This is a genomic window from Chlamydia muridarum str. Nigg (genome assembly GCF_000006685.1).
Classification (GTDB): Bacteria; Chlamydiota; Chlamydiia; order Chlamydiales; family Chlamydiaceae; genus Chlamydia; species Chlamydia muridarum.
Map to the genome: position 1 here is coordinate 999824 of NC_002620.2, position 26914 is coordinate 1026737.

Here is a 26914-nt window from a genome sequence, read left to right on the forward strand (position 1 = left end):
TCCTACATAAAGTCCTCCTCCAAAACTAACCGACGTATTGTCTCCCCGTCAAATGCTTTTTCAGGTTTTCCTATTTGCCATAATACATTGATCCAAGAATGATCGAAGGCTCGCGTATTTTTAGAAAAAGCCAATTTCTGAACAGTATTTTCAACAAGCTGTTCAAAAGACTCATTCACCTGAAAAGCTCCCTCATGAGCTAAAGAAATAATCCACTCTTTTAATTCCTCTTCTTGAATAAAAGGAGGCGCACTTTCTATTGCAAAACTATCCGGACTAATGCGGCATAGTTCTATTCCCTGTGCAGCGAGTGATTCCAGTCGAGTCTGTAAAAAATCGGCTTCCAACTTAGTCATTTGTACAGTTGGAGGGACAAGAAACATCTGACAAGCTAAAAGAGAATCCGAACGTTTAGATAATAAAGAAATATAAAATAAGTGCTTACGAGCAGCCTGTACAAATAAGGCATGCACCCCTTCGGAATCTTCTACTAAGATCACTTTTCCTAAAGAAGCAAGAAAACGCACCCTCTCAATAATAGGGAGAGCAAGGTTTTCTTGCTCTTTACATAAAGCCCTATTTGCTTCTGTTTCCACAAAAGACTGTTGGAGAAAATTTGGGCAAGAGAGCGGCGTAGAGATTGCTACAGGTCGAATCGATGGGATTTCTAATCCTCCATTCTCGATTAAAGGGCTCTCCATAGTAGGCTCTACCATCTTCTCTTCTAAAGACGGAGATCGATGTAATAATACTTCGGAGATCGCCTCTACAAGAAGAGCCCCTATTTGTCCTTCTTGTAATAATCGAACCTCTGTTTTTTGAGGATGCACATTAAAATCACACCACATAGGGGGGACGGAGAGTTTTAACACAAACGCAGGATACCGCTGTGCTGGGAGCATCCAAGCATAGGCTTCTGCTACCTTTCTGGATATGAAAGAAGATTCCACAGCACGGTTATTGATAAATAACCGCTGGCCCTGTCTTGTGGACCGATGCATACTCGGAGATCCTAAAAATCCTGTTAAATGGAGCTCATTCTGTCGTTTATCAATAAGGAATGCCTCGTTAACAAAAGCTTCCCCCATCACCAAAGCCACGCGTTCTGTAAAACCTTGATTTTTAGCAATATTTAACTCTTGACGCCGCTCACTAATCCAAGTCCATTTAATTCCTTCTGTAGATAGAATGCTATTTTCTAGTAATCGACGAATAGCTAACCGATCCATTTGCGGAGATTTTTGAAAAGACTGCCTCATAGGAACGTTATAGAAAAGGGAATTTACTGAAATGGTAGTTCCTGGCTGTCTAGGACATGCTTCGCAACAAACTGGCTCCCCCTTTTCGATCAAAGTCTTAGATCCCAATCCATTTACTTTAGCTGTATGAATTTCCATCTTAGAAATAGAGGCTATGGCTGGTAAAGCCTCCCCTCGAAAGCCGAAACTTGCAAGAGAAAAAATGTCAGCAAAATGAGAAATTTTCGATGTTGCATGACGCTGGATAGCTACGGCCACCTCATCTGCATCCATGCCTATTCCATTGTCTCGAACGACAATCTGCCCCTTACCACCACCAAGGGTTTCAATACTAATTTCATCCGCACCAGCATCCAATGCGTTCTCTATCAATTCCTTAACCACAGAAGCCGCATTTTCTATAACTTCACCAGCAGCAATCTGGTTAACTGTTGCACTATCTAACAACCGAATCCGAGAAGAGGACAATGACACTAAGTATCTCCAACCTATTAAACATTAATAATTAAAAAGAGACAGCACGAGAGAAAACACCAGATCCGAGCCTTTCGCACAGGAGTTAACGGTACCTCCCACAAAAAAAAATTGCAAGGCAACGGCTAACGTTTCTTCATGAAGTTAACTTATGTAAAAAGAATTAGTTATGATTGTTTAAATTGAAAGATTAAAAAATGTTTTTCTAATTAAAGTTGTTAAATCAATCCAATCACATTTAATATTGTTAGTAGAAGTTGTTATTTTTTATTTTTTAGGAATTATCGCGATGAGCACTCCATCTTCTAATAATTCTAAAAAACCTTCGGCCTCTTTTAATAAAAAATCACGTAGCCGCTTGGCCGAGATTGCTGCACAAAAAAAGGCTAAAGCTGAAGATTTAGAGCAGAAATATCCTGTTCCTACGGAAGAGGAAACAAAAAAAGTTTTACTAGAAATTTTGCAAGGGTTAGGTGATGGGTTAACTCTTCAGCAAATCTTGGGGCTTTCTGACGTTCTTCTCGAAGAGATCTACACGGTAGCCTATACCTTCTATTCTCAAGGAAAATATCGGGAAGCGATTGGCCTTTTCCAAATTTTAACCGCTTCTAAGCCTCAGTGCTACAAATACATCTTGGGGCTAAGCTCTTGCTATCATCAGCTAAAAATGTACGATGAAGCAGCTTTTGGATTCTTCCTTGCTTTCGATGCACAACCAGAAAACCCCATCCCACCATACTACATTGCAGACAGTTTAATGCAGTTGGATCAACCCGAAGAATCTCAGAATTTCCTCGATATCACTATCGACATGTGCAAGAACAAACCAGAGTACAAAGTCCTCAAAGAGCGCTGCAGCATTATGAAGCAATCTTTAGATGCTATGTTGAAAAAAGAAAAACGCGCATCAGCAAAAAGCTCCGAATCCAAAACCTCTACTACAAAAGCAAAGAAATCATCTCCTAACAAGAAAAAAGCAAAATAAATAACGAAGCAGCACAGAGTCTCACCTATGAGTAAAAAACATAAGCCTAATAAAGAGCGCTCTTCTTCTAAGTCTCAGGTAAAGCCTGCACATCTTTCAACAAAAGAAGCCCCAGCTTTACAAGAGCTGCAAGATGTCATCATTTCTTTCTCACAAGATTTACCCTTGGCACAGATGTTTTCTGAAATGCAGGATGAGAAGCAACTAGCCAAGATGATGGCGGCTCTGAGTGGAATGCTAGACTCTTTACCTATAGAAACCCTGACGAAAGGCATTCTGAATAATCCTAAAGAAGAAGCTCAGCTTTCTCAAGAAATTTCTAGCATATTCCTAGGCTTAAGACACCTAACCGAAGCCGTAAATAAACACATTGCAGATGAGAAATAATTTTCTCATCTCATAAAGAGTTCCCAGAGAGGTTATATGTCTCTTTCATCTTCTTCGTCTTCTGACAGCAACAATCTAAGAAGTGTCTTATCTCAAGTCATTACATCGACTCCTCAAGGCGTTCCTAATGCAGATAAGCTGACAGACAATCAGGTTAAACAGGTCCAACAGACTAGACAGAACCGAGACGACCTGAACATGGAAAGCGATTCAGCTATTGCTGGAGCGGCTGGGAAGGATCGTGCATCCTCTGTTTCCCAAATGGAAGGCCAAGAGGTCATAGAACAGCAAGGATTAGCCGCTGGGAAGGAAACGGCCTCTGCAAGCACAGCATCGCTAACTCAGAACGCTTCCACAGGAGCAGCTTCTCAAAAACGTGTAGAAGATACCAACAAATCTTTAGAACTATCCTCTTTAAGTTCCCTCTCCTCCGTAGATGCGTCCCAACTACAAGAAATTCAGAACATTGTTGCTTCTGCAACGAGATCTACTAACGAGACTTCCCTAAAGAACTTAGATACTCCGGGACTACCCAAGCCTACAACGACGCCTCGCCAAGATGTTATGGAAATCAGCTTAGCTTTAGCGAAGGCAATTACAGCCCTTGGAGAGTCTACGCAAGCAGCTTTGGAAAATTTCCAAAGCACGCAAACTCAAGCCTCCAATATGAACAAAATGTCTCTGGAATCTCAAGGACTCAAAATCGACAAAGAACGAGAAGAGTTCCAAAAATTGCAAGAGATCCAGAAAAAAGCTGGCAACAACTCCACGATGGATACCGTTAACAAAGTGATGATTGGAGTGACTGTCGCTATCACTGTAGTTTCTGTTGTAGCAGCACTATTCACTTGCGGTCTTGGTTTAATCGGAACAGCAGCAGCAGGAGCTACAGCAGCAGCAGCGGGAGCCACAGCAGGGGCTACAGCAGCAGCAACGACAGCAACTTCTGTGGCAACAACAGTTGCGACCCAAGTTACGATGCAAGCAGTCATGCAAGCGGTTAAGCAAGCTATCATTCAAGGGGTCAAGCAGGCTATTGTCCAAGCGATTAAGCAAGGACTTAAAAAAGGGATCATGCAAGCGATTAAACAGGCTATAAAAGCTGCTGTTAAAACTCTTACCAAAAATATTGGTAAAATTTTCAACACAGGGAAAAATGCCGTTAGTAAATCCTTCCCTAACCTATCCAAAGTGATGAACACTCTGGGAAGTAAATGGGTAACATTAGGAGTTGGAGCACTGACAGCAGTTCCCCAACTCGTATCAGGGATTGGAAATCTGCAGCTATCTGACATGCAAAAAGATCTTGCTAAGATTCAAAAAGAGGTCGGAGCTCTTACAGCCCAATCTGAAATGATGAAGGCGTTCACCTTGTTCTGGCAACAAGCAAGTAAGATTGCTGCAAAACAAACCGAAAGCCCTAGCGAAACACAACAGCAAGCGGCCAAAACAGGAGCTCAAATAGCAAAAGCTTTGTCCGCAATAAGTGGCGCTCTAGCCGCCGCGGCTTAACTATTAACTTTTTGATGGAGATTGTGTGTTATGACAACAGGAGTACGTGGAGATAATACTCCAGATCCCTCATTGTTAGCTCAACTCACCCAAAATGCTAACTCAGCATCCGCATCAGATAAAAATGGTGCTGCAGCCAAAACTCAACAACAAGAAGAAGCAAGTTTTGAGGACTTAATTCAGGACTCCCAAGGAACTGGAAAGAGTAAGAAGGCTTCCACTAGTCAAACATCAAAAAGTGGGAAAAGCGAAAAAGCACAAAAAAGTAGTGGGACAACAACAACAACATCTGTTGCTCAGGCTAGCCAAACAGCAACCGCTCAAGCCGTAAGAGGAGCAAGAAGCTCCGGATTTAATAATGATGGCTCCGCCTCTCTTCCTTCTCCATCCAACCCCAATGTTAATGGCGTTGTTTTGAAAAAGAATATGGGAACGCTAGCGCTTATGGGATTAATTATGACCCTACTAGCCCAAGCAAGCGCCAAAAGCTGGTCTTCTTCTTTCCAACAACAAAACCAAGCCATCCAAAACCAAGTAGCTATGGCACCAGAAATCGGGAATGCTATTCGAACACAAGCAAACCACCAAGCCGCCGCTACAGAATTACAGGCTAAACAAAGCCTAATTTCTGGGATTACAAATATAGTAGGCTTTGCTGTTTCAGTAGGAGGAGGAATTTTATCTGCATCAAAAAGTTTGGGCGGATTAAAATCTGCAGCCTTTACCAATGAAACCGCAACAGCAGCAAGTTCTGCAACGAGTGCCGCAGCAAAAACAGCTGTCAATGCTCTTGATGACGTAGCAAACGTAGCCGCTACTGCTGGAACTAAAGCAGCCTCTGGAGCTGCTTCTGCAGCTTCATCTGCAGCCACAAAACTGACTCAAAATATGACGGATACGGCTTCAAAAACACTTTCTCAAACGGCAAGTAAAGCTACTGGAGGGTTGTTCGGAAACGCATTAAATACCCCAAATTGGTCTGAAAAGATATCTCGAGGCCTTAACGTTGTAAAAACACAAGGAGGTCGTGCAGCGCAATTTGCAGGACGAGCCCTCTCTTCTGCCATGAGCATCTCACAAATGGTCCACGGTCTAACAGCTGGTGTTGATGGGATTACAGGAGGAATTATTGGGGCTCAAGTGGCAAATGAACAAAGAGCGGCAGGGATGGCCGAAGCTCGCGCTGAAGAACTTAAGTCCCTAAACTCAGTCCAATCGCAATATGCATCCCAAGCACAACAACTTCAAGAGCAGTCTCAACAAAGCTTCAACTCTGCTCTGCAAACTTTGCAAAGTATCGCGGACTCCTCACTACAAACAACAGGAGCTATGTTCAACTAACTATCTTCTTTTTAGATTACGTGTTCTTTGGATTCTATAAAAACCGTAGGTGTTCTTCACCTACGGTTTTTCTTTACTCGGAAGAGAGAACATACCCCTGACGGAATTCCTCATGGTAAATCAAACGACAGCCTAAAACCATGAAACCTACTGCAAATAATAATCCTGGAGGGAAACTTTCTCCAAGCAGTAACCAGCCAAAAAAGCTCGCAAATAACGGCATGACTAAATTACAAAATGATAGAAAGGTAGAGGAGAATGATCGCAGCAACTTAGCAAATAAGTTGTAACAAATCAGATTCGAAAAAATCACCAAAGCACCTATCGACTGCAAAAATAAGACAGGATTCTCTACGGGCAAAGGATTCCAGACTTCAGTAATCGCGGAATGTGCTAATGACAATATACCCGCAATCACCATAGCATAGGCATTAATAGCTGTAATAGACAAGGACTCACATTGTCGTTCTAACTTTCTAAGCAAAGTCCACCCATAAGAAGAAAGACATGTAGCAACGATCAATAACAACTCCGGCATCCCCAGCTGCCATCCCCATTCTGATACATCCTCTCCTCCTCCAAATAGCAGGTATACGAGATAACTCACTAAACCTAAACTTAATCCCCCCAACTTCTTCCAAGTAACCACTTCTCTAAGTTGAACATAAGAACAAAAAGCTGCGGTGAAAGGAGAAAATCCATAAATAAAACATGCTTTAGACGAAGAGAGTCCTTGTAATCCAATAAACTCTAAAACGTTTGTTAGATAAAATCCGATTACAGAAAGTAACACAATGGGCATAACCGCCTGGCGTGGTAATCGGAAAGACTCTCGTTTGAATAACAAAAGCCCAAAAAGAACGATCCCCGCTAATACCATTCGACTTCCAGTAACGAATAAAGGCGAAGCAGCATCCATTGCGCTTTTGCTCAAAGCAAACGAAGAAGACCAAATAAAAGCGTTAAGGAAAATTAAGAAAATAGCCATGGGTTCTACATATAGATTTGCAAAGCGCAAAACTAACATCACACCCCACTACCAAATAGAGCGGTTTCGTATGGTTAGCCACTGCGCTAAAAAATAAGCTTCTATTGTAGAAGATCTCTTGAAAAAACCCCAGTTTGAAAAAAGTTTTATTAGCAGAGTCGATATTATGCATACATCTTCATAAAACCCTTTTGCTTAGTTCCGTGAAACGCTACAATAGCGAATACTCCACGTAAAACGAGAAAGATTTTCACGGGAGCGTTTAAAATTTTTATTTATGGAGAAGGAATGATCCACGTAACTTGTAATCAAGAAGCTTTCGAACTACCAGAAGGCGCCTCAGCGATGGATCTTGCAAGCAAGATGAAAAACTCTCATTGCTTTGCAGGGGCCCTTATTAACGACCAAGAAAAGGATCTTTCCACCACCTTAAAAGACGGAGATACCGTTCTCTTTCTCACTTGGGATGACCCACAAGGTCGAGAAATCTTTTTACATACTTCCGCACATATCTTAGCCCAAGCAGTACTACGCTTATGGCCTTCAGCACAACCCACAATAGGTCCGGTTATTGATCAGGGGTTCTATTACGATTTTGCAAACCTTTCTATCAGCGAAGAAGATTTTCCTGCTATAGAAGCTATGGCCAAAGCCATCGCGGAAGAAAAATTGGCGATCTCACGTCAAGTTTTCTCGGATAAAGAGGAGACTCTCGCCTATTTTTCTGATAATCCATTTAAAATCGAACTCATCACGGAACTTCCGGAAGAAGCCACGATTTCCGCTTATAAACAGGGAGAGTTTTTAGACTTATGTCGCGGCCCCCATCTCCCTTCAACAGCTCCCGTGAAGGCTTTTAAACTGTTACGTACATCCGCAGCCTATTGGAGAGGAGATCCTTCTAAAGAATCTCTAATCCGAATATACGGAATCGCCTTCCCGACAACTAAGGAGCTAAAAGAACACCTCCACCAGTTGGAAGAGGCAAAAAAACGTGATCACCGTGTACTCGGGACTAAATTAGATCTGTTCTCACAACAATCCTACTCTGCAGGGATGCCTTTTTTCCATCCTCGAGGAATGGTAATTTGGAACGCTTTAATCGATTATTGGAAACGGCTTCATCAACTTGCTGGCTATCAACAAATCCAAACCCCTCAACTTATGAGTAGGGAGTTATGGGAGATTTCCGGCCACTGGGAAAATTATAAAGAAAACATGTACACCTTAACAGTGGATGAAGAAGATTACGCAATCAAACCCATGAACTGCCCTGGATGTATGTTGTATTACAAGACACAACTACATAGTTACCGGGAGTTCCCGCTGCGCATTGCAGAAATCGGCCATGTGCACAGACACGAGCTATCCGGAGCTCTATCTGGGCTGATGCGAGTACGTACATTCCATCAAGATGATGCCCATGTATTTTTAACTCCTGAACAAGTGGAAGAAGAAACTCTGAATATCCTTAATCTTGTTTCCGAACTATATGGAACCTTTGGGTTAGACTATCACTTAGAACTTTCCACTCGACCTGAACAAGGAACAATCGGAAGCGATGATCTTTGGGAACTGGCAACAGAAGCTTTGAAGAACGCTCTGGTCAAATCACAAAAACCCTTTATTATTAGTCCTGGGGAAGGCGCCTTTTACGGTCCAAAAATTGATATTCATGTGAAAGATGCCATTAATAGAACTTGGCAGTGCGGCACTATTCAATTGGATATGTTTCTCCCAGAACGATTCGATCTGAAATATACGAACCCTCAAGGGGAGAAAAGCACTCCTATTATGCTTCATAGAGCTTTATTTGGATCTATAGAACGCTTTTTAGGTATTCTGATCGAACACTTTAAAGGGCGCTTCCCTCTGTGGCTAAGTCCAGAGCACGTACGTATCATTACTGTAGCAGATCGCCATGAAGCTCGTGCTCAAGAATTAGCAAAATATTTCACTCAACAGGGAATTCTTGCCACAGTGGATCAAGCGAGTGAATCTGTCAGTAAAAAAATTCGCAATGCTCAAAACATGCAAGTAAACTATATGATTACTATTGGCGACAAAGAGCTAGAAACCCAACTACTGGCGGTACGCACACGAGACAATCGTGTGTTAAATGACATTTCTGTCGAACATTTCACTAATACAATTCTTGAAGAGCTTCGTTCTTTATCTTTAACCTCTTCGTTGTAAAATCCTGGCTTGCATAGGTAACTTTATCTATGCAAGCCTCCTACTCTCTCCTATTCACTCCAGTAGTCTTCTTTATAAACGATCATAGATTTCAAATAGTCAAAAGCTTTATAACATGTTCGCTGTAGCAAAAAACTCCTAACAAGAATACAACGGACTAGTTGAAGGTTCTCAGATTAAGTCGACCTGTACGATTGTGCTGTATAAATTTTGTAAAGTCTCATGAGGTAGTTGCTACAGTAATCCTGCTCCGTTTACAAAAGACGTGTCTCGAAAAATTTGTCTTTTCTATCGGAGGGATGCTATACCCAATAATATAGAAAGAGGCATCCGGAAGACTCCTCAGATTTATCCACCTTCCAGGATCCTTATCCGTCCTTGCTTATGGACAAGCAATATAAGGAATTAAAGCAACTAAAAAGGAGCGAGGCTTCCTCCCCCTAAAGGGGGCTTCACCTCGTTATAAACATGAAAACAATCGCTGTTAACAGTTTTAAAGGCGGCACAGCAAAAACCTCTACAACCCTTCATTTGGGAGCTGCTCTAGCCCAATATCATAAAGCTCGCGTCCTTCTCATTGATTTCGATGCTCAAGCGAATCTTACAGCAGGATTGGGTCTGGATCCTGATTGTTATGATAGCCTTGCTGTTGTCCTGCAAGGAGAAAAACAAATAAGTGAGGTCATTCGTTCTATTGACTCTTCAGGGCTGGATCTCATCCCTGCCGACACTTGGCTGGAACGTGTTGAAGTCTCAGGATCTCTAGCAGCTGATCGCTATTCACACGAGCGATTAAAAACGATTCTTTCCACAATAGAACACCAATATGACTACGTCATTATTGATACCCCTCCCTCCCTATGTTGGCTCACCGAGTCTGCTCTAATCGCCGCTCAACATGCGCTTATCTGCGCCACACCAGAATTTTATAGCGTCAAAGGTCTAGAAAGATTGGCAACCTTCATCCAAGGGATTTCATCACGACATCCTCTTAATATCTTAGGTGTCACGCTATCTTTTTGGAATTACAGAGGGAAAAATAATGCTGCTTTCACAGAACTGATCCAAAAAACGTTCCCTGGGAAGCTTCTTAATACACGTATACGCAGGGATATCACCATCTCAGAAGCCGCTATTCATGGGAAACCTGTCTTCTCAACAGCTCCTTCAGCTCGAGCCTCGGAAGACTATCTAAAATTAACTGAAGAACTGCTATTTTTGTTAAGGGACATCTAACGTTATGGGAAACATCAAAACCCTTCTAGAAAATCGCTTTAAAAAACCCACCTCCGATAAAATGGAGTCTCTCGCTAAAAAGCGATTGGAGGGAGAGCTTTCTCCTTTTCTAAATGGGTTTACGAATCCTAAGCTCTCTTCGCAAGAAGAAGCCAAATTTCGTCAATTACTCGAAGAGTATTCCTTTTCTAACGAAATCTCTAAACACGATCTACAACAACTTTGTCATTTATCTGCTCAAGTAAAACAGATCCATCATCAAGCAGTACTTCTCCATGGCGAACGAATCAAAAAAGTTCGAGAATTATTAACATCTTATCGGGAAGGAGCGTTCTCTGCATGGCTGTTGCTTACCTATGGCAATCGACAAACTCCTTATAATTTCTTAGTATATTACGAACTCTTCTCCACTCTCCCGGATTCTTTGAAGCTCGAACTAGAAAAATTACCCAGACAAGCTGTCTATACACTAGCTGCTCGAGAAGGAACTCAAGAGAAGAAAGAGGCGATCATCCGTAATTATCAAGGAGAAACTAAAGGTGAACTTCTTGAAATTATCCGCAAAGAATTCCCTCTACTCCCTACAGATCGACGCCACACCCCACTTTCCCAAAAGGCTTTTACTCTTCTTGCTAAAGGCACGAAATTACTGCGACAATGCACCGACGTTTCTCACGAAGAACTCATTGCCTTGGAGAAATTGATTAAAAAGTTACAAAAAGTTACAACTAACCTTCTTTCTAACACTAAGGTGTCCCGAAATGACAACGAAATCCAAAACTCTAGAAATTGATAACAACACGTTCCTACTTTTAGAAGGTAACTTAAAAAGAATTTTTGCTACTCCTATTGGGTATACGACATTTAGAGAATTCCAAAATGTGATATTTAACTGCGCGCAGGGACAGCAAGAACTTGCCAATTTTTTATTTGAAATGCTGATCAATGGAAAACTTCTGCAAGAATTACCTGCAGGACAAAAACAGTCTGCGCAAAGCCTCATTGTGCAATTTATGATGTTGATTCGTGTGGCAAAAGATATTCATGAACGAGGAGAATTCATTAATTTCATTACTTCAGATATGCTCGCTCAACAGGAGCGCTGTGTATTCTTGAACCGCCTTTCCCGAGTTGATGGTCAGGAATTTTTACTTATGACTGATGTGCAAAACACCTGCCACCTCATCCGACACTTATTATCTCGTCTACTTGAAGCTCAAAAAAATCCTATTGGAGAAAAAAATCTTCAAGAAGTTCAAGAAGATTTGGATTCTTTACGGGCTCACTTTGAAGAATTGACGAAATCTATGTAATCTACTAGCCTTCCTGGCGACCGTTCTTCTGAAAACGGTATTAATGCCCCCAGACAAGACTATATCAATAAAATCTTTGGGGGCTTATCTTTGAATAATCGGCAAGTTAAGAATTAAAGAAACAGCAAGGAACGAGGTTTCTTCCCAAATTGGGGCCCGCCTCGTAAATCGACCATGAATAAAAAACGAGTTCTTACTGGAGATCGTCCTACAGGGAAACTTCATCTGGGGCATTGGATTGGCTCTATTATGAATCGCCTGCAGCTACAAAACGATCCTCGCTATGATTGTTTCTTCATCATAGCAGATTTGCATACGCTAACCACTAAAACACGAAAAGAAGAAGTTCTTCATATCGATAGCCATATTTATGATGTCCTTGCTGATTGGTTAAGCGTAGGCATCGATCCAGAAAAGTCTGCTATCTACCTGCAATCAGCTATTCCCGAGATCTATGAATTAAATCTCCTCTTTTCGATGCTGACTCCCTTGAATCACATCATGGGTATTCCCAGCATTAAAGAGATGGCTCGCAATGCTTCTATCAATGAAGAAAGTCTTTCCCATGGGCTTATAGGTTATCCTGTATTGCAAAGCGCCGACATTTTACTTGCTAAAGCGCATCTTGTTCCTGTTGGTAAAGATAACGAAGCTCACGTAGAATTGACTCGTGATATCGCAAAAACATTCAATCGGCTGTACGGATCCGTTTTCCCAGAGCCCGATATCTTACAAGGAGAGCTAACCTCTCTGGTAGGCACGAACGGTCAAGGAAAGATGAGTAAATCCGCTAATAATGCCATTTATCTTTCGGATGATGAGAAGACGGTACAAGAAAAAATACGAAAAATGTACACAGATCCTAACCGAGTTCATGCAACGACTCCCGGAAGAGTAGAAGGCAATCCCTTATTTATCTACCATGATCTTTTTAATCCTCACAAAGAAGAGGTGGAAGAGTTTAAAACTCGTTACCGCCAAGGATGCATTAAAGATGTGGAAGTAAAAGCCCGCTTAGCAGAAGAGATTAACCTTTTCCTCAATCCTTTCCGAGAAAAACGCAGCGAATTCGTCGCTCAACCTAAGATTCTTGAAGAGGCTTTACAGAAAGGTACGGAAAAAATGCGATCAGTAGCACGGGAAACTATGGAAGAAGTCCATAACAACCTAGGATTAAGCCGCAAGTGGCGCTCTATTCTAGCTTCTTCTAAATGACGCATTACCATAATCCTTTGAATGGGAGGAAAGTTCTGAATCAGCAGTTTGTATTACAAGCCCCTTTCCTCCCTTGTGGAGATCAGCCTGAGGCAATTCGTCAGCTTTCTCGAGGAATTTTAGATGGGATTCCCTCACAGGTTCTTCTAGGAACCACTGGATCTGGAAAGACATTTACCATGGCGAACGTAATTGCCAACGTCAATGTCCCTACCTTAGTACTCGCGCATAATAAAACACTGGCCGCTCAGTTGTACCAAGAATTTAAAGCATTCTTTCCTGAAAATGCTGTTGAATACTTTATTTCCTATTACGATTACTACCAACCCGAAGCTTATATTGCGCGTAGCGATACCTATATCGAAAAAAGCCTGCTCATCAATGACGAAATTGACAAACTTCGCCTTTCTGCGACGCGATCTATTTTAGAACGAAGGGATACTTTAATCGTCTCCTCTATTTCTTGTATTTACGGCATTGGCTCTCCCGACAACTACTCTTCTATGGCTCTTATATTAGAAGTTGGAAAAGAATATCCTCGTTCCCAGCTCTCTGCCCAACTCGTACGCATGCACTATCAAGCTTCTGCCTCCCCTCAACGCAGTGCCTTTCGCGAACGAGGTAGCGTCATAGATATTTTCCTTGCTTATGAAAGTGATCTTGCCGTTCGGCTTGAATTCGTCAACGATACACTTGTTTCCATAGAATATACAGATCCGTTGACCATGATCCCCTCTCATACGGTCCCGTCCGTTACTCTTTATCCTGGATCTCACTACGTTACTCCCGAAGCAGTTCGTGAACAAGCCATTCGTACCATCCGCGAAGAATTAGAGCAGCGTCTGCTGTTTTTTGAAGGACGGCCTGTAGAACAAGAAAGACTATTTCAACGCACCACGCACGATATAGAAATGATCAAGGAAATCGGGTTCTGTAAAGGGATTGAAAATTACTCGAGACACTTTACTGGAGCAGCTCCAGGAGAACCTCCAACTTGTCTTCTTGACTATTTCCCAGAAGATTTCCTTTTAATCATCGATGAGTCCCACCAGACACTTCCTCAGTTGCGTGCCATGTATCGCGGAGATCAATCTCGCAAACAGTCTCTTGTTGAATATGGATTCCGTCTTCCCTCTGCTTTTGATAATAGACCGCTTACTTATGAGGAAGCTCGGCGATATTTTCGTCGCGTAGTTTATGTATCGGCTACTCCTGGAGAACTCGAAGTCCAAGAAAGCCGAGGACATATCATAGAACAAATCATTCGTCCTACAGGGATTCCTGATCCACTGCCAGAAATTCGCCCAGCGACAGGACAGATAGATGACCTCTTAGAAGAAATTCGTCAGAGACTTCGCAAAGATCAAGAAAAAATATTAGTCGTCTCTGTCACAAAAAAATTAGCTGAAGACATCGCAGCCTTCTTAGCTGAACTGGGAATCGCTGCCGCCTATCTTCATTCAGGTATTGAAACCGCAGAAAGGACACAAATTCTTACAGATTTACGGTTAGGAACGATAGATGTTCTTATTGGAGTAAACCTTCTTCGAGAAGGAATCGATTTACCCGAAGTGTCATTAGTCGCGATTCTTGACGCAGATAAAGAAGGTTTTCTACGTAGTAGCGCCTCCCTTATTCAATTCTGCGGACGAGCCGCACGCAATGTCCATGGAAAAGTCATTTTTTATGCCGACCGCATCACCCCTTCCATGGATCATATGCTCAAAGAAACAGAACGACGCAGACAAATACAACTCGATTACAATAAAAAACATAATATCACCCCTAAGCCCATTATTAAACCCATCTTAGCTAACCCCATTACTAAAGAGGGCGCTCAAGAAGATTCCCGTCCAGAAACCCAATCTACTGAAGATCTCGAATCTTCTATCAAGCAATACGAAGAAGCGATGTATAAAGCTGCTCAAGATTTTCAGTTTGATGAAGCAGCCAAGTACCGTGATTTGATGAATGCGGCGAAACGCCAACTGCTTTTTAAACAAGGAGAGGATGGAAATTCAAAATGAAAAGGATACCACAGAATTTAGTCCCTCGCTATGATCCTTTTCTTGAAGCAAATCACCTCCGGGCTTCTCTTTATTTAGTACCGTAAGATTCTTATCGGAGGAAACAAATAAAACGAGCGAACCGCTTTCATTAACCATTCTAGACAAGGATCTTGTTATGTTTGATGTTGTCATCTCCGATATAGAAGCTAGAGAAATTTTAGATTCCCGAGGGTATCCTACCTTGTATGTTAAAGTCATTACTAATACAGGAATCTTTGGAGAAGCTTGTGTTCCTTCTGGAGCATCTACAGGCATTAAAGAAGCTTTAGAACTTCGTGACCAAGATCCTAAACGCTATCAAGGAAAAGGAGTTCTACAAGCAGTCGCTAATGTGGAAAAAGTTCTATTACCTGCCCTACAAGGGTTCAGTGTTTTTGATCAAATCACAGCAGACGCTATTATGATCGATGCTGATGGCACCTCTAACAAGGAAAAATTAGGCGCCAATGCGATTCTTGGGGTTTCTTTAGCATTAGCAAAGGCTGCTGCTGCAACTTTAGAGAGACCTTTATACCGGTATTTGGGAGGAGCTTTCTCGCATGTTCTCCCTTGCCCAATGATGAACCTCATTAACGGTGGCATGCATGCAACAAATGGCCTCCAATTTCAAGAATTTATGATCCGTCCTATTAGCGCTCCTTCCCTAACAGAAGCTGTGCGCATGGGAGCAGAAGTTTTTCACACTTTGAAAAAAATCTTACAAAATCGGCAACTTTCTACAGGAGTCGGAGATGAAGGCGGATTCGCTCCCCAACTCGCTTCCAATTCAGAGGCGCTTGACCTTCTCTTGGCTGCTATTGAAAAGGCTGGCTTTATCCCTGGAGAGGATATTTCTTTAGCTCTTGATTGCGCAGCTTCCTCGTTTTACAATACTCAGGATAAAACTTATGATGGCAAGTCCGCTGCAGATCAAGTTGCTGTACTCACAGAATTATGCGATCGCTATCCTATAGATTCTATCGAAGATGGCCTTGCTGAGGAAGATTTTGAAGGCTGGAAGCTTTTATCAGAAACTTTAGGAGATCGCATTCAATTAGTAGGAGATGATTTATTTGTCACGAACTCTGCTTTGATTGCCGAAGGAATTGCGCAAGGCCTAGCTAATGCCGTTCTTATCAAACCCAATCAGATAGGGACGCTTACAGAAACAGCGGAGGCTATCCGCTTAGCAACTACGCAGGGCTATGCGACCATCCTATCTCACAGATCAGGAGAAACAGAAGACACCACAATCGCAGATCTTGCGGTTGCCTTTAACACAGGGCAAATTAAAACAGGCTCTCTCTCTCGTTCCGAGCGTATTGCTAAATACAACCGCTTGATTGCTATTGAAGAAGAAATAGGCCCAGAAGCTGTATTTCAAGATTCCAATCCTTTTTCTAAAGCATAACTAGGTTGATGAGTTAAGAAGGGATTTTTATAAAGATCCCTTCTCCTCTTTGCTTGTAGATTTTTTTTCAGGAGAGTATGTAAAGCTTTATCCTGTTCCTTTAGGGGAAAAGTAAAGCATATGACCATCCCTATTCACGAGAACCGATATGCTATGGTCTCTTTCACACGAACGATAGGTTTTCGTTTATGGCTTATCTGTGTAGCCGCTATCATGTTCCCTTTAGGGATTAATATTTTTCAACTGAACCTCCAGCAATATAAAAAAACATTAGTTTCTACCACTTCTGACTTGCGAGAAAACGCTTTATTTAAAGCACACACATTACAGCAGGTTATCCCTTTAAACGTTGATATACTGGCTCTTTTTTCTGAAATTTTCGATTTAGATAGAGGGGTTCCCTCTGAACCCGATCTCGTTCTCAGCAAGGAGATGGAAAAAATTTTTCACTCCACTTACAAAGAGATCTCTCTTGTTAAAAAGGATGCCGACGGCAATTTTACAGTTGTCGCTTCTAGCCAAATTCAACAACTTGGAAAGAACTATAATCAAGAAATCTTTCTTTCTTCTTATCAACCTTTTTTAGCTACTTTGAGGCACTCTGATGGAACTTCTCCAGTTCTTTCTGTATTGCAAACCAATATTTTCGATATTAGCTCTCAAGAGGTTCTTGGTATCCTCTATACTCTTTCCGATACGGATTACTTATTAGATGGGTTGCTAGCTTCAAAAAACCCTCGTGCTATCAAAACGGCTATCCTTTCTAAAAATGGGATTATTCTCCAAGCAACTGACTCAACGCTGAATCTTATATCTATATACAAAGAAGTCTCTCAAGAGCAATTCTGCGATGTGTTCCTTCGTAAAGATTTCTGCCCCCCACATCTCCTACTACGATCTCCCTTAAACCTTTCTCCTCTTCCTTACGGAGAAGGCTTTGTTTCTTTCTACATCGGAGACAAAGAAATGTGGGGCTATATCCATCCCCTACAGGACATGGATTTCTGTATTCTAACTTATGAAGAAAAAACCACGATTTTTGCTTCTTTATGGCGTCGAGCCTTATTATATTTTGCTTATTTTTGCTGCGTACTTTTAGGAAGTATTACCGCTTTTTTAGTAGCAAAACGCTTATCTAAGCCTATACGTAAGCTTGCTACAGTGATGATCGAAACACGACGTAATCAACACCATCCTTACGAACCAGACTCCTTAGGATTTGAAATTAATCGTCTGGGAGAAATCTTTAACTCGATGGTGCAAAGCCTCTCGCAACAACAATCACTGGCAGAAAAAAACTATGAAATCAAACAGCAAGCCCAAAATGCTCTAAGATTAGGAGAAGAAGCACAACAACGCCTTCTCCCTAATCAGCTCCCTCATTATCCTACAGCAGAAATTGCAAAAGCCTATATCCCTGCCATTACGGTAGGAGGAGACTTTTTTGATTCCTTTGTCATAGGCGAAGGGGATCAGGCAAAACTGTTCTTAATAGTTGCTGATGCTTCAGGGAAAGGAGTGAATGCCTGCGCTTACTCTCTTTTCCTTAAAAATATGTTACACACCTTTTTAAGCGAACTTTCATCTATACAAGAAGCCGTTCAACAAACTTCTTCGCTCTTCTACAAGCAAACAGCAGAGTCAGGAATGTTTGTTACCTTATGCATTTACTGTTATCACTATGCAACACGGCAGCTAGAATACTATTCCTGTGGACATAATCCTGCCTGCCTACGCATGCCTAATGGAGAAGTTTCTTTTCTCTCTCACCCTGGTATGGCCCTAGGATTCTTACCGGAAGTACCGCCTCATCCTGCATATACTCTCACGCTTGAAGAAGAGTCTCTTCTGGTTCTCTATACAGATGGTGTAACCGAAGCGAATAATAAACATGGCGAAATGTTCGGAGAAGAACGCTTAAAAACCTTAATCGCCTCTCTAACCAAACATAGTGCGGAAGAGGCAATCCAATCCATTATGCTTTCTATTAAATCTTTTGTGAAAGACTACCAACAACATGATGATATCACGCTACTAGTCTTGAAAATCACTAAGACTGATACTGCTCATTGAACTCCACTCCATTTAGCAGATTCCTATACGAATCCTTGTAGATTTTTTCTTTTCAACTTCTTTATCGTACCGTTAAAGAGCCTCTTGGAATAATCCTTTCTAAATTTGTGTGTAGAATGAGACAAACATTCACGAAAAGAATCCTCCTTTTCCTTTTTCTAGTGATTCCTGCCCCCCTCCTTCTTAATCTAGCCGTGCTCTCGTTTTTTTCTTTTGCAGCAGTCAAAACAACTGTGATCCAAGATCTACACACACGAACGATGAATTTTCATTTAGAACTGGAAAAAAAAATCGCCATACAAAAAATCTTCTTGAAACGACTAGCAGAAACCTTAGCTTTAAAAACTCTAACAACAGCTAATGACTTTTTCACTGAAGCCTATAGCGAAATGATCGCTCTTGGAGATACAGACTTATCGCTCTGCTTAATTTCTTCTGCCAATGACAGCATTCGCACCAAAAATCCTAGAGACCCTTTTGTACGATATATAAAAGCACACCCAGAAATACGTGATAAGCTCATCCAGAACCCAGGAAATGCCAGCCTAATTTCTATTTCAGAATATTTAGATACAGAGGAACATTACCTTGTGTTTGCAGAACCTCTTCCTATATACGGGGATCCCTCTTTAGCAGGATGGGTAATTGCATTCTATTCTATGCAAAAACTGCGTAACTATCTTTTTCAGAATAATCAGTCTCGACAAGATCTACTTTGCTTTCTAAATAAGAATGGAGAATTACTCTTTTCAGATGCGCCCTCTCTCCAAAAAGGGAGCTTTAGTCTTTCTCTATCTGGGTATCCCTCTCTCCCTTCCTCACAAACTTCATACTCTTTAGAAGCCTCTCCCAACTTATTCAAATCTAAACAACTTTTACAAGTTTCCATACAAGGGAAAACCTTCTTAGCATACCTTTCGTCGTGGCCCCCCATACCACACACTTATTCCCTTGCTCTTATCCCTTTGTCAAGCTGTGTCACACAAGCCTTACGGTTACCGATTAACGTTATCCTATTTTACATTCTTGCCTTTTCTCTAATGGGATGGCTGCTCTCTTGTACTAGCAAACGATTGAATCGTCCCTTACAAGAACTCACTGTAAGTATGGAGTCTGCTTGGAAAGGAAATCATCATGTTCGCTATGAACCACAACCCTACGGATATGAAATCAATGAACTTGGAAATATTTTTAACTGTACGCTGCTACTGCTTCTCAATGTTAAAGACAAAGCAGAAATAGAGTATATTTCCGGGAATTTGTTACAAAAAGAGCTTGCTTTGCTCTCTTCCTTACAAGATACTCTTCTCTGTCAACGTTCTAATGAGCTTCCAGGAGGGACTTTCTCTTTGCACTACTTACAAGGAGAACAACGAACAGGTCTCTTTTATGGATGGGTTACTTCCCCTACAGGAACTAGCTTACTCGGAGTGATTGGAATCGCTGGAGATATCGGCCTCCCTTCTTATCTCTATGCACTCTCTGCCCGTAGTCTATTCCTTACTTATGCAAGTTTAGGCTACCCTCTTCCTGATATCTGCCATAAAACTACTCAAAGCTTTGATGAAGCTACTATAGGCAACGAAGCTTCTGTTTCAATGGCTTTTATCGAATATCATCTTGCATCTAGATCATTATCCGTTCTTTCTCAAGGAACAAATCCACCCGCTCTATTCTTAAAACGCCAAGAACAACTTCTTGCTATTTCTGAACAACAATGTATTGAGCCTGGCGATATTCTCGTTTGTCTCACAGGAGGCCCGAATATGACTCAGCATCTAAAAAGACTCCCTATAGAATCCTTGCTCAAAGATTCTCTCTCTCCACTAAACTCTGAAAATTTTGCAGAAATTTTAACAACTATGCTCAAGCATAAAAAACAAACGCAGATTGATGGAGCTGTGGGCTTCTTCTCTTTTATCTAAAACTAGATAATAAACCATTTTCTTTTAGAAAAAGCCTTTTGGTAGCCCACTACGATATCCAGGAGGAGGAACCATACCATAATCTATAGGATTGGGATAAAGAACCCAGGAATTTTGACCAAACCACCTGTCCTTATTTTCTGAAGGACGCCCTGCTAATCCTAAATAGTTAAAATCCCATAAATCAATCTCCTGCGTCCCAGGATGCAAAATAAACCCAAAATACCGATAAGCCCAATTCGTATCTCCAAAAAGAAGAGGCGCAGGGTAAGCCAACCCATGATGACGCATAGCAGCTATCAAACGCATAGACAGATCTTCTTCATGATAAACACGCTGATACCCTGCCATTAACAAACCTTTATACAAGTGTCTTAGTTCTGACGAGGATATTAACGAATGCTTTTCTATATTCTCTTCTAACAGTGATGCAAAACGATCATAAGAAATTCGCGATGAAATTCCTAAATAAGATGAAATGTCTCTTATAACCTCAGGTAATCTCTGTTCAGAAATATAAGGAGCTTCTTTTACTAATTGATATGCTAAATACCTTTGTAAAGTCGCTATAACCTTTTCCTCTCGAACGGTTGATTGGAAAAAGCGCACACTTTTATCATACAACTCTGGAATGGATAGTGATAGGTCATCGCAAAAATAGACAAACTCTTGTGTCAATTCCTGTAAATAATAGCGCGCACAGAAGCGTGTGATAAACGCGTAAATCGCAGATTTGTCAAAAATCGTATGCTTCAAAAAAGCTTGATGCTTAGAAACCCACACATCTCGTAACCAGGTGTAGCTGTACCAATCATTGGTCCAAGCATCTCTAAACAAAGGAGAACCTGCTGTTACAGAAAATACATGGGAAGGAGTTGCTGCTAGTAAAGAATGTTCTCCATCCTCTAAATACTCTTTCACAGCTTCGGGAAGATCTTTCAACGCATCAGCAAAAAATGCTGCTAATTCATGCGGATCGGCAGGAAGTTTTTCTAGCTTAGATAAGGTGTGTTTGTTTTCAAAATAATTGCTTACTAGCGTCGTTACTGTTCCTCCAGAAACATAAACCCAAGGGGTATGCGTAATTTGATCTAAATGCTGAAAAATTCCCTGTGGAATCGGACAATCATAAGCGTTAAGAATCCGTTCCATTGCAGCTTCTTGAAAACGGGGTTCATGTAAAGCTGATACAATATGATGCAAAAGAACGGATGTTTCTTTCTCCAACCCAGAAACATTATGTTTCGCTAAAAGATCCCCCTCTGTAGAGGTGAAAAACTCAGTCAAAGCATGAATAAATTCTTCGATAGAATAGATTGGCTCCCAGGTGTTTGGATGACTTCTTCCATAAGTAAATACTATGCGGAACCCGGCAGAACCATCTGCGTAATGACCAGAAAATTCCCTGATAAACGCATCATATATACTGCGAAAATACACTGGTATTTCCCTTGAATAGAAAGACAAGAGAAAGTCTGGTAAAGTAATGATTTTCTTGAGTTTTTCTTGAGCGGCATTCCAATCTTGCAAAGCCTGATTTAGCTCTTGTCGAAATCGCACATGATCCATCGCTAAAATCTGACTGTCTTGTTTGTTAATCGGATTACGCATCCGACTTTCTACATATTCTAATTGGGCTTTTGCCTCTTGATAAGTCTGCTCACACTGCCCTGCAAAAGTGTGTGTTACTTTTATCTCATCGTCCAAAAATTTTCGGATAATTGCATATAATCCATATTCATCATGGGCATCCCAACCTAAAGCGATTTGTAAATGCTTGACCGTTGTTGTTTGATTAGCATCTGCCAATGTAGCTAATGTGTATTCCCATGATTTTAACAAGACGTTCTGTGTATCGCGAATAAACCCTTGCGTAGCCTGCTCATAAGATTCTAAGTAACTGAGCACATGTTGACTACTTGCAGAAAGTACAGATGCTCCAGGAGTCATACCCCACTTTCTATTACGAAAACCCTCTTGTAAAATGGAAGATTGAACCGCAGAAGGAGAAATTTGATAGTAATGTAATAAACTATCCTGAATGACATCATGAGCCGTGATCTCCCCATGAAAATCTTGTATTTTCTGATACACTCTTTCATTGGCTAGCAATGTCTGAATTTCTTGAGAGATATCTGCTGTTTTTGGGAATATTCCAGAGGCATCAAATGCTGCTTGAATATTCGACCAAGACGCAAGAGTGGCTACTGGATTAGGATATAAATCAATCACACGAATAGGTTTAAATAAATCTCCTACAGAAGGAAGAAGATTGATCGGAACAGAAATTTCCTGATCACCAATAATACGGGAAATCTTCCCAGAAGATAGTAAATCTTCTAGATCACGAACAAACAAGAGTGGNTATTCTTGATGGATAAGAATCGCTAATGCTGTTGCGAAACAAGACCCAACGTCTTGCCGTAAATAAGTAAATAAAGAGACTAAAACAGCTTCTCGTACATGACGGACTGTTAGCGTTTCTCCAGTAGAAAGCGCTAACGTATTGCGAATTAAATCCTGGACTTTAGCATAAGAGGGAACAAAAAAACGCCGCAAACGGCTCTTAATTTCTTGGTCATCATGCAAAAACTCAAGCATCTTTAATAAATGCTCTCGAGCCGGGCCTTCTTCTTGACGATGGGGCCCTAGAGGATACAGATATTTCGTTAATAGTTGAATACACTCAACTACCTTCCCAAGGTCAAGATCTCCCTGATCATTCAGAATATAACTGGCTAACTTTCTCGCAATGGAAAGATTTTTCTTTGCTAAAGAAGCTCTGCTATACTGAGCAAACTCTTGTGGATTTTCACCACATAAGATTTCCTCTAAAGAAGAGGCTTTCTCTTTGTTACCTAAGGAATCGAATACAAAGACGTCCAACCGAGACATGGCAAAGAAAGGAGTTTTTTCTCATCCTTTACCATGGAACAAAATTGCGATGCAATCTCCGAAACTTACACCTCAGGATCTATAGAATCTTTTGGTTCTTTTTCTTTTTTCTTCTTAAATAAAGCAGTAAATAGTGCCCGCAGAGAAAAACGAGAAACCTCATATCCCATAGCTGAGATACTTTCTGTTAAAGGCAATTTTTTTGGGCAGACACGCACGCAATTATGTGCTTGACCACACCCTTCTATTCCTCGATTCCCCATAAGAGCTCGTAATCGACTCTCTCGTCGCTTCTCTCCAGGATAGGAGTTAAAATAACGAGCCTGAGCAATGGCTGCAGGTCCCATAAAATCGCTTTTCTCATTAACTTGGGGACAAGCCTCTGTGCAACATCCACAGGTCATACACATCGATAAAGAATACATTAAAGCCTGCTCTTCTTGAGAGACTTGTGGACCAGGTCCTTCGCCACATTTATCAGCAGAAATCCATCCCTGGATCTCTTCTAAATTTTTGAACATCACAGAACGATCTACAATCAAATCACGAACTAATGGGAACTTGGAAAGAGGCGCCAATTTGATCTCTCGTTTGGCATCCATATGTTCATGAATTAATACCGTACAAGCTTGTCTGGGCACCCCATTCACTAGCATCGCGCAAGAACCACAGACCTCTTCTAAACACGCCTGTTCCCAAACTACAGGATCCACCCGCTCCCCTTGAGTATTTATGGGATTTTTTTCAATCTCCATAAGGGCACTAATTACATTCTCTCCGGGATGCAACTCCAACTCAAAACTTTCCCAATACTGTTTTCCAGGAACGCCTCTGTATATATTCAATATAAACGTTTCTTGCACAATAGCCTCCTATATAGGGAAATGAATATTCGTTGGAATATTCTCTAACACTACGTCTTTCTCTCCCCGTTGTGTATAATCTCGTAATTCTGGGTTCACATGACGAGTGTCTACTGGCTTATAAGAAATTTCAGGCTCGTCTACAGAATAGGTAGCAATGGTCGTTTTTAACCAATTCACATCATCCCGTTTCGGGAATTCCGGTTTATAATGAGATCCTCGAAATTCGTTTCTCAATAACGCCCCTTTAGTGATCGCTAAAGCTAGTTCTAACATAGGCTCCATTTGTCGAACAAAATGGAAAGTCTTATTAGCAAATCGAGAAGAATCATGTACGGAAACTTTTTTCAATCTTTCCCTAAACTCTTTTAACTTCTGCAAGGTTTCTACAAGAGCGTTATTCTCTCTTTTCACGGTAACATTATTAACCATCACTCGCGCGATCTCTTCATGTAAGGAAAAAATGTTTTCCCCTCCTTTACGCGATAAAATTTCCTGGGAGAGCTCTTCTTCCTGTTGCAAGGCGTGTTTAAGATCTTGCTGCGAGTAGGGACTGCTTCCAAAAGATTCGATAAATCGCGCAGCTTCATCTCCAGCGACTAATCCTGCATATAAGCAAGATAATAAAGAATTTGCTCCTAAACGATTTGCTCCATGATATTGAAAATCGGACTCTCCACAGTTAAAACAACCTGGGATATTTGTCATATGTCGATAACGACTATTCCGATCCTCATCATCACTCGCTGGCCAATCCACCCAAGCACCTCCCATAGAGTAGTGCACCGCGGGGAAAATTCTCATAGGAACCTTTTTAGGATCCTCTCCTGTGAACTTATAATAGATATCTAAAACAACCTCTAGCTTGTTCAAAGTTTCTATAGGCAAATGGGTAACGTCTAAAAATACTTCATAACGCCCATCAATCCCCATCCCAGCCTCGCAAACCTGCAAAATAGCCCGAGCTCCTACATCTCGACTCACTAAATTTCCATAGGCAGGATACATTTCTTCTAAAAAGTACCAGGGTTTACCTGTTTCCCCACAAGGACGTCGAGAACCATCGGGGAAAATAATGGTCTTGGATGAACACCCCGGCACCCAAACCCTTCCTCCTTCTCCTCGAACAGACTCAGAAATTAAGCGGAGCTTATCGATTCCAGGTATGGCTGTAGGATGAATTTGAATGAATTCTGGATTGGCATAATGCATGCCTTGCATAAACAATCGTCCATTTGCTGCTCCTGTGCAAATAGTCGAGTTAGTGGACATTTTAAAAATCACTCCTAGTCCACCCGTTGCAATAATGACTGCATCACCTTGTACAACCTCTAAACGGTTGTTAAATAAATTCATGACAACAACACCACAAGCTCGCCCTTCTTCGTTGGTAATTAATCGAACGAACTCGTGATTCTCTCTTTTGATAATCTTCCCTTGACATTCACGACGACGCACTTGTTCATCCATAGTGTACATCAATTGCTGTCCTGTAGAGGCGCCACAAAATACAGTGCGATAATACAAGGTTCCTCCGAAACGCCGTACATCCAAATTCCCTTGAGCATCTCGGTTAAATGGACAACCAAACCTATCCAACATGTGAATAATACGAGGAGCAGTTAAGCACATTTCCAAAACTGGAGGCTGATCCGCTAAAAAATCTCCACCTTTTATCGTGTCGTAAGCATGAATATAAGGAGAATCGTTCTCGTCCTTTAAATTTAAAGCTGCATTGATGCCTCCCTGCGCACATACAGAATGAGATCGTTTTACTTTTGTCAAAGAGAAAAGCTCTACTAACATTCCTCTATCAGCAAGTTGCATAGCAGCAGAGAGTCCAGCAAGTCCTCCCCCAATAATAATGACTCGACAAGGCTTATTCATCATAACAAATATATATTCCAAATTACGCTGACACCCATAGCCATTACAACAAACATGCCTATGTAGCATAAGATTTGACACAATCGTAAATACCGCGACCTCACAATAATCCCCCAACGCGATACAAACGTCCATATTCCATTAAATCCATGGAAAACGGCAGCCATAACAAAAAAGGTATAGAAAATCGCCATCCACAGAGATCCTAAGGTATTTCTTACTGCATAAAGAAAAGCTTTTCCTGCCTCTGGAGTAAAAATGTACAGCTTATGTGATGAAAATAAAGCCCGGTCTTTTTCCTGTAAAAATTGTTCCGTAATTTGAGGACCTTCCTCAGCAAACGGAACATTCATTGTAAAAAATCCCGTTGTCCCCCGCACAACAGCAGAATATCGAGGAGCATCGAAAGAAACTGCATAAAAAGTTTTTCCTTGAATTTTCACATGGATAGGGTACAAAGCAAAGCGAAACTGAACAACATGGAATGCTAAACTTATTAACAAGAACCATGCTGTTATTCTTTGTACCGTATACGCAAGATTCCTTCCGTAATGTAAAGAAGGAGCCCTTCCATCAGAAGCAAAGAAGTTTTCCTTCCCTCGAAGAAGATAACCGAATCCAATAATGGTATGAATACCTAAAGGAAGCGCTAAACAAGAGATCTCGATGATTTTAAGCCCAGGAATCTTATGAAACATATTCACTAAGGCAATAAAACCTCGGCTATTTGCTAAACAAGATGCTGCCAAAATATTGGTAAGAAGATGTTCACATAAAAATAGAGTAAATACACATCCTGATATGGAATGAACACATCGTATAATGAAACGAATGTAGGAGGATTTTTGCACTATCTCCCTTCTCATATGAACGCCTCCTTATCCGTTGCTCCTCTATGTTCTTACC

19 protein-coding genes are annotated in these 26914 nt (G+C 41.2%); 13 read left to right on the forward strand and 6 right to left on the reverse strand.

The genetic code is table 11. The features are described from left to right. Positions 1 to 2: 2 nt before the first annotated feature. Positions 3 to 1733 carry a DNA mismatch repair endonuclease MutL gene (gene mutL, locus TC_RS04385; protein WP_010231782.1) on the reverse strand — a complete coding sequence of 577 codons (1731 nt, stop codon included), beginning with the start codon at positions 1731 to 1733 and terminating at the stop codon, positions 3 to 5. Between the two features lie 289 nt (positions 1734 to 2022). Here mutL and TC_RS04390 point away from each other — a divergent pair, with 289 nt between their 5' ends. From TC_RS04390 to sctE, 4 genes are read left to right on the forward strand one after another with little or no spacing between them, the layout of a single operon-like run. Beyond that, positions 2023 to 2718, forward strand: a complete 696-nt coding sequence (locus TC_RS04390) for a SycD/LcrH family type III secretion system chaperone (RefSeq protein WP_010232278.1) — start codon at positions 2023 to 2025, stop codon at positions 2716 to 2718. A gap of 27 nt (positions 2719 to 2745) precedes the next feature. Continuing rightward, the gene (locus tag TC_RS04395; RefSeq protein ID WP_010231790.1) at positions 2746 to 3105 is read left to right on the forward strand and encodes a hypothetical protein; all 360 of its coding nucleotides are present in this window, start codon (positions 2746 to 2748) and stop codon (positions 3103 to 3105) included. 36 nt (positions 3106 to 3141) lie between these two features. Continuing rightward, complete coding sequence (locus TC_RS04400) at positions 3142 to 4617, forward strand: type III secretion system membrane protein (protein ID WP_010232280.1); 1476 nt, start codon at positions 3142 to 3144, stop codon at positions 4615 to 4617. 30 nt (positions 4618 to 4647) lie between these two features. Then, entirely contained in the window at positions 4648 to 5958 is a 1311-nt protein-coding gene (gene sctE, locus TC_RS04405) for a type III secretion system translocon subunit SctE (RefSeq protein ID WP_010231795.1), read from the forward strand. 73 nt (positions 5959 to 6031) lie between these two features. Here sctE and TC_RS04410 read toward each other — a convergent pair whose 3' ends face one another. Then, positions 6032 to 6946, reverse strand: coding sequence for an S-adenosylmethionine/S-adenosylhomocysteine transporter (locus TC_RS04410; RefSeq protein ID WP_033151487.1), 915 nt, complete (start codon positions 6944 to 6946; stop codon positions 6032 to 6034). Between the two features lie 288 nt (positions 6947 to 7234). On the opposite strand from TC_RS04410, the gene thrS reads away from it, so the two are divergent. The 9 genes from thrS to TC_RS04455 all read left to right on the forward strand — a co-directional run bounded on the left by thrS (position 7235) and on the right by TC_RS04455 (position 20363). Next, a complete protein-coding gene (gene thrS, locus TC_RS04415; RefSeq protein ID WP_010231801.1) occupies positions 7235 to 9142 on the forward strand; it encodes a threonine--tRNA ligase in 1908 nt (635 codons plus the stop codon). 468 nt (positions 9143 to 9610) lie between these two features. Beyond that, complete coding sequence (locus TC_RS04420; RefSeq protein WP_010231805.1) at positions 9611 to 10378, forward strand: ParA family protein; 768 nt, start codon at positions 9611 to 9613, stop codon at positions 10376 to 10378. Positions 10379 to 10382: 4 nt separating this feature from the next. Beyond that, entirely contained in the window at positions 10383 to 11171 is a 789-nt protein-coding gene (locus TC_RS04425; RefSeq protein WP_010231808.1) for a pGP6-D family virulence protein, read from the forward strand. After that, positions 11140 to 11691: a CT584/Cpn0803 family type III secretion system protein gene (locus TC_RS04430; protein ID WP_010231811.1), complete on the forward strand. Its 552-nt coding sequence runs from the start codon at positions 11140 to 11142 to the stop codon at positions 11689 to 11691. The genes TC_RS04425 and TC_RS04430 overlap by 32 nt, the downstream gene beginning before the upstream one ends. A gap of 174 nt (positions 11692 to 11865) precedes the next feature. Beyond that, positions 11866 to 12906, forward strand: a complete 1041-nt coding sequence (gene trpS / locus TC_RS04435) for a tryptophan--tRNA ligase (protein WP_010231815.1) — start codon at positions 11866 to 11868, stop codon at positions 12904 to 12906. Further along, the gene (uvrB, locus tag TC_RS04440) at positions 12903 to 14933 is read left to right on the forward strand and encodes an excinuclease ABC subunit UvrB (RefSeq protein ID WP_010231819.1); all 2031 of its coding nucleotides are present in this window, start codon (positions 12903 to 12905) and stop codon (positions 14931 to 14933) included. The genes trpS and uvrB overlap by 4 nt, the downstream gene beginning before the upstream one ends. Before the next feature lie 157 nt (positions 14934 to 15090). Then, entirely contained in the window at positions 15091 to 16365 is a 1275-nt protein-coding gene (eno, locus tag TC_RS04445) for a phosphopyruvate hydratase (RefSeq protein WP_010231826.1), read from the forward strand. 120 nt (positions 16366 to 16485) lie between these two features. Continuing rightward, positions 16486 to 18438, forward strand: coding sequence for a SpoIIE family protein phosphatase (locus tag TC_RS04450; RefSeq protein WP_010231830.1), 1953 nt, complete (start codon positions 16486 to 16488; stop codon positions 18436 to 18438). Positions 18439 to 18554: 116 nt separating this feature from the next. Next, entirely contained in the window at positions 18555 to 20363 is a 1809-nt protein-coding gene (locus tag TC_RS04455; RefSeq protein ID WP_010231831.1) for a PP2C family serine/threonine-protein phosphatase, read from the forward strand. 24 nt (positions 20364 to 20387) lie between these two features. Here the strand turns inward: TC_RS04455 and TC_RS04460 are convergent, their stop codons facing one another. The 4 genes from TC_RS04460 to TC_RS04940 all read right to left on the reverse strand — a co-directional run bounded on the left by TC_RS04460 (position 20388) and on the right by TC_RS04940 (position 26874). Further along, positions 20388 to 23258, reverse strand: a complete 2871-nt coding sequence (locus TC_RS04460) for a hypothetical protein (RefSeq protein ID WP_010904418.1) — start codon at positions 23256 to 23258, stop codon at positions 20388 to 20390. Between the two features lie 65 nt (positions 23259 to 23323). Then, positions 23324 to 24121, reverse strand: coding sequence for a succinate dehydrogenase iron-sulfur subunit (sdhB, locus tag TC_RS04465; protein ID WP_010231833.1), 798 nt, complete (start codon positions 24119 to 24121; stop codon positions 23324 to 23326). Between the two features lie 9 nt (positions 24122 to 24130). Next, on the reverse strand, positions 24131 to 26011 hold the full coding sequence (sdhA, locus tag TC_RS04470; RefSeq protein ID WP_010231836.1) for a succinate dehydrogenase flavoprotein subunit: 1881 nt from the start codon (positions 26009 to 26011) through the stop codon (positions 24131 to 24133). After that, positions 26008 to 26874, reverse strand: a complete 867-nt coding sequence (locus TC_RS04940) for a succinate dehydrogenase cytochrome b558 subunit (RefSeq protein WP_010231839.1) — start codon at positions 26872 to 26874, stop codon at positions 26008 to 26010. The genes sdhA and TC_RS04940 overlap by 4 nt, the downstream gene beginning before the upstream one ends. Positions 26875 to 26914 lie beyond the last annotated feature (40 nt).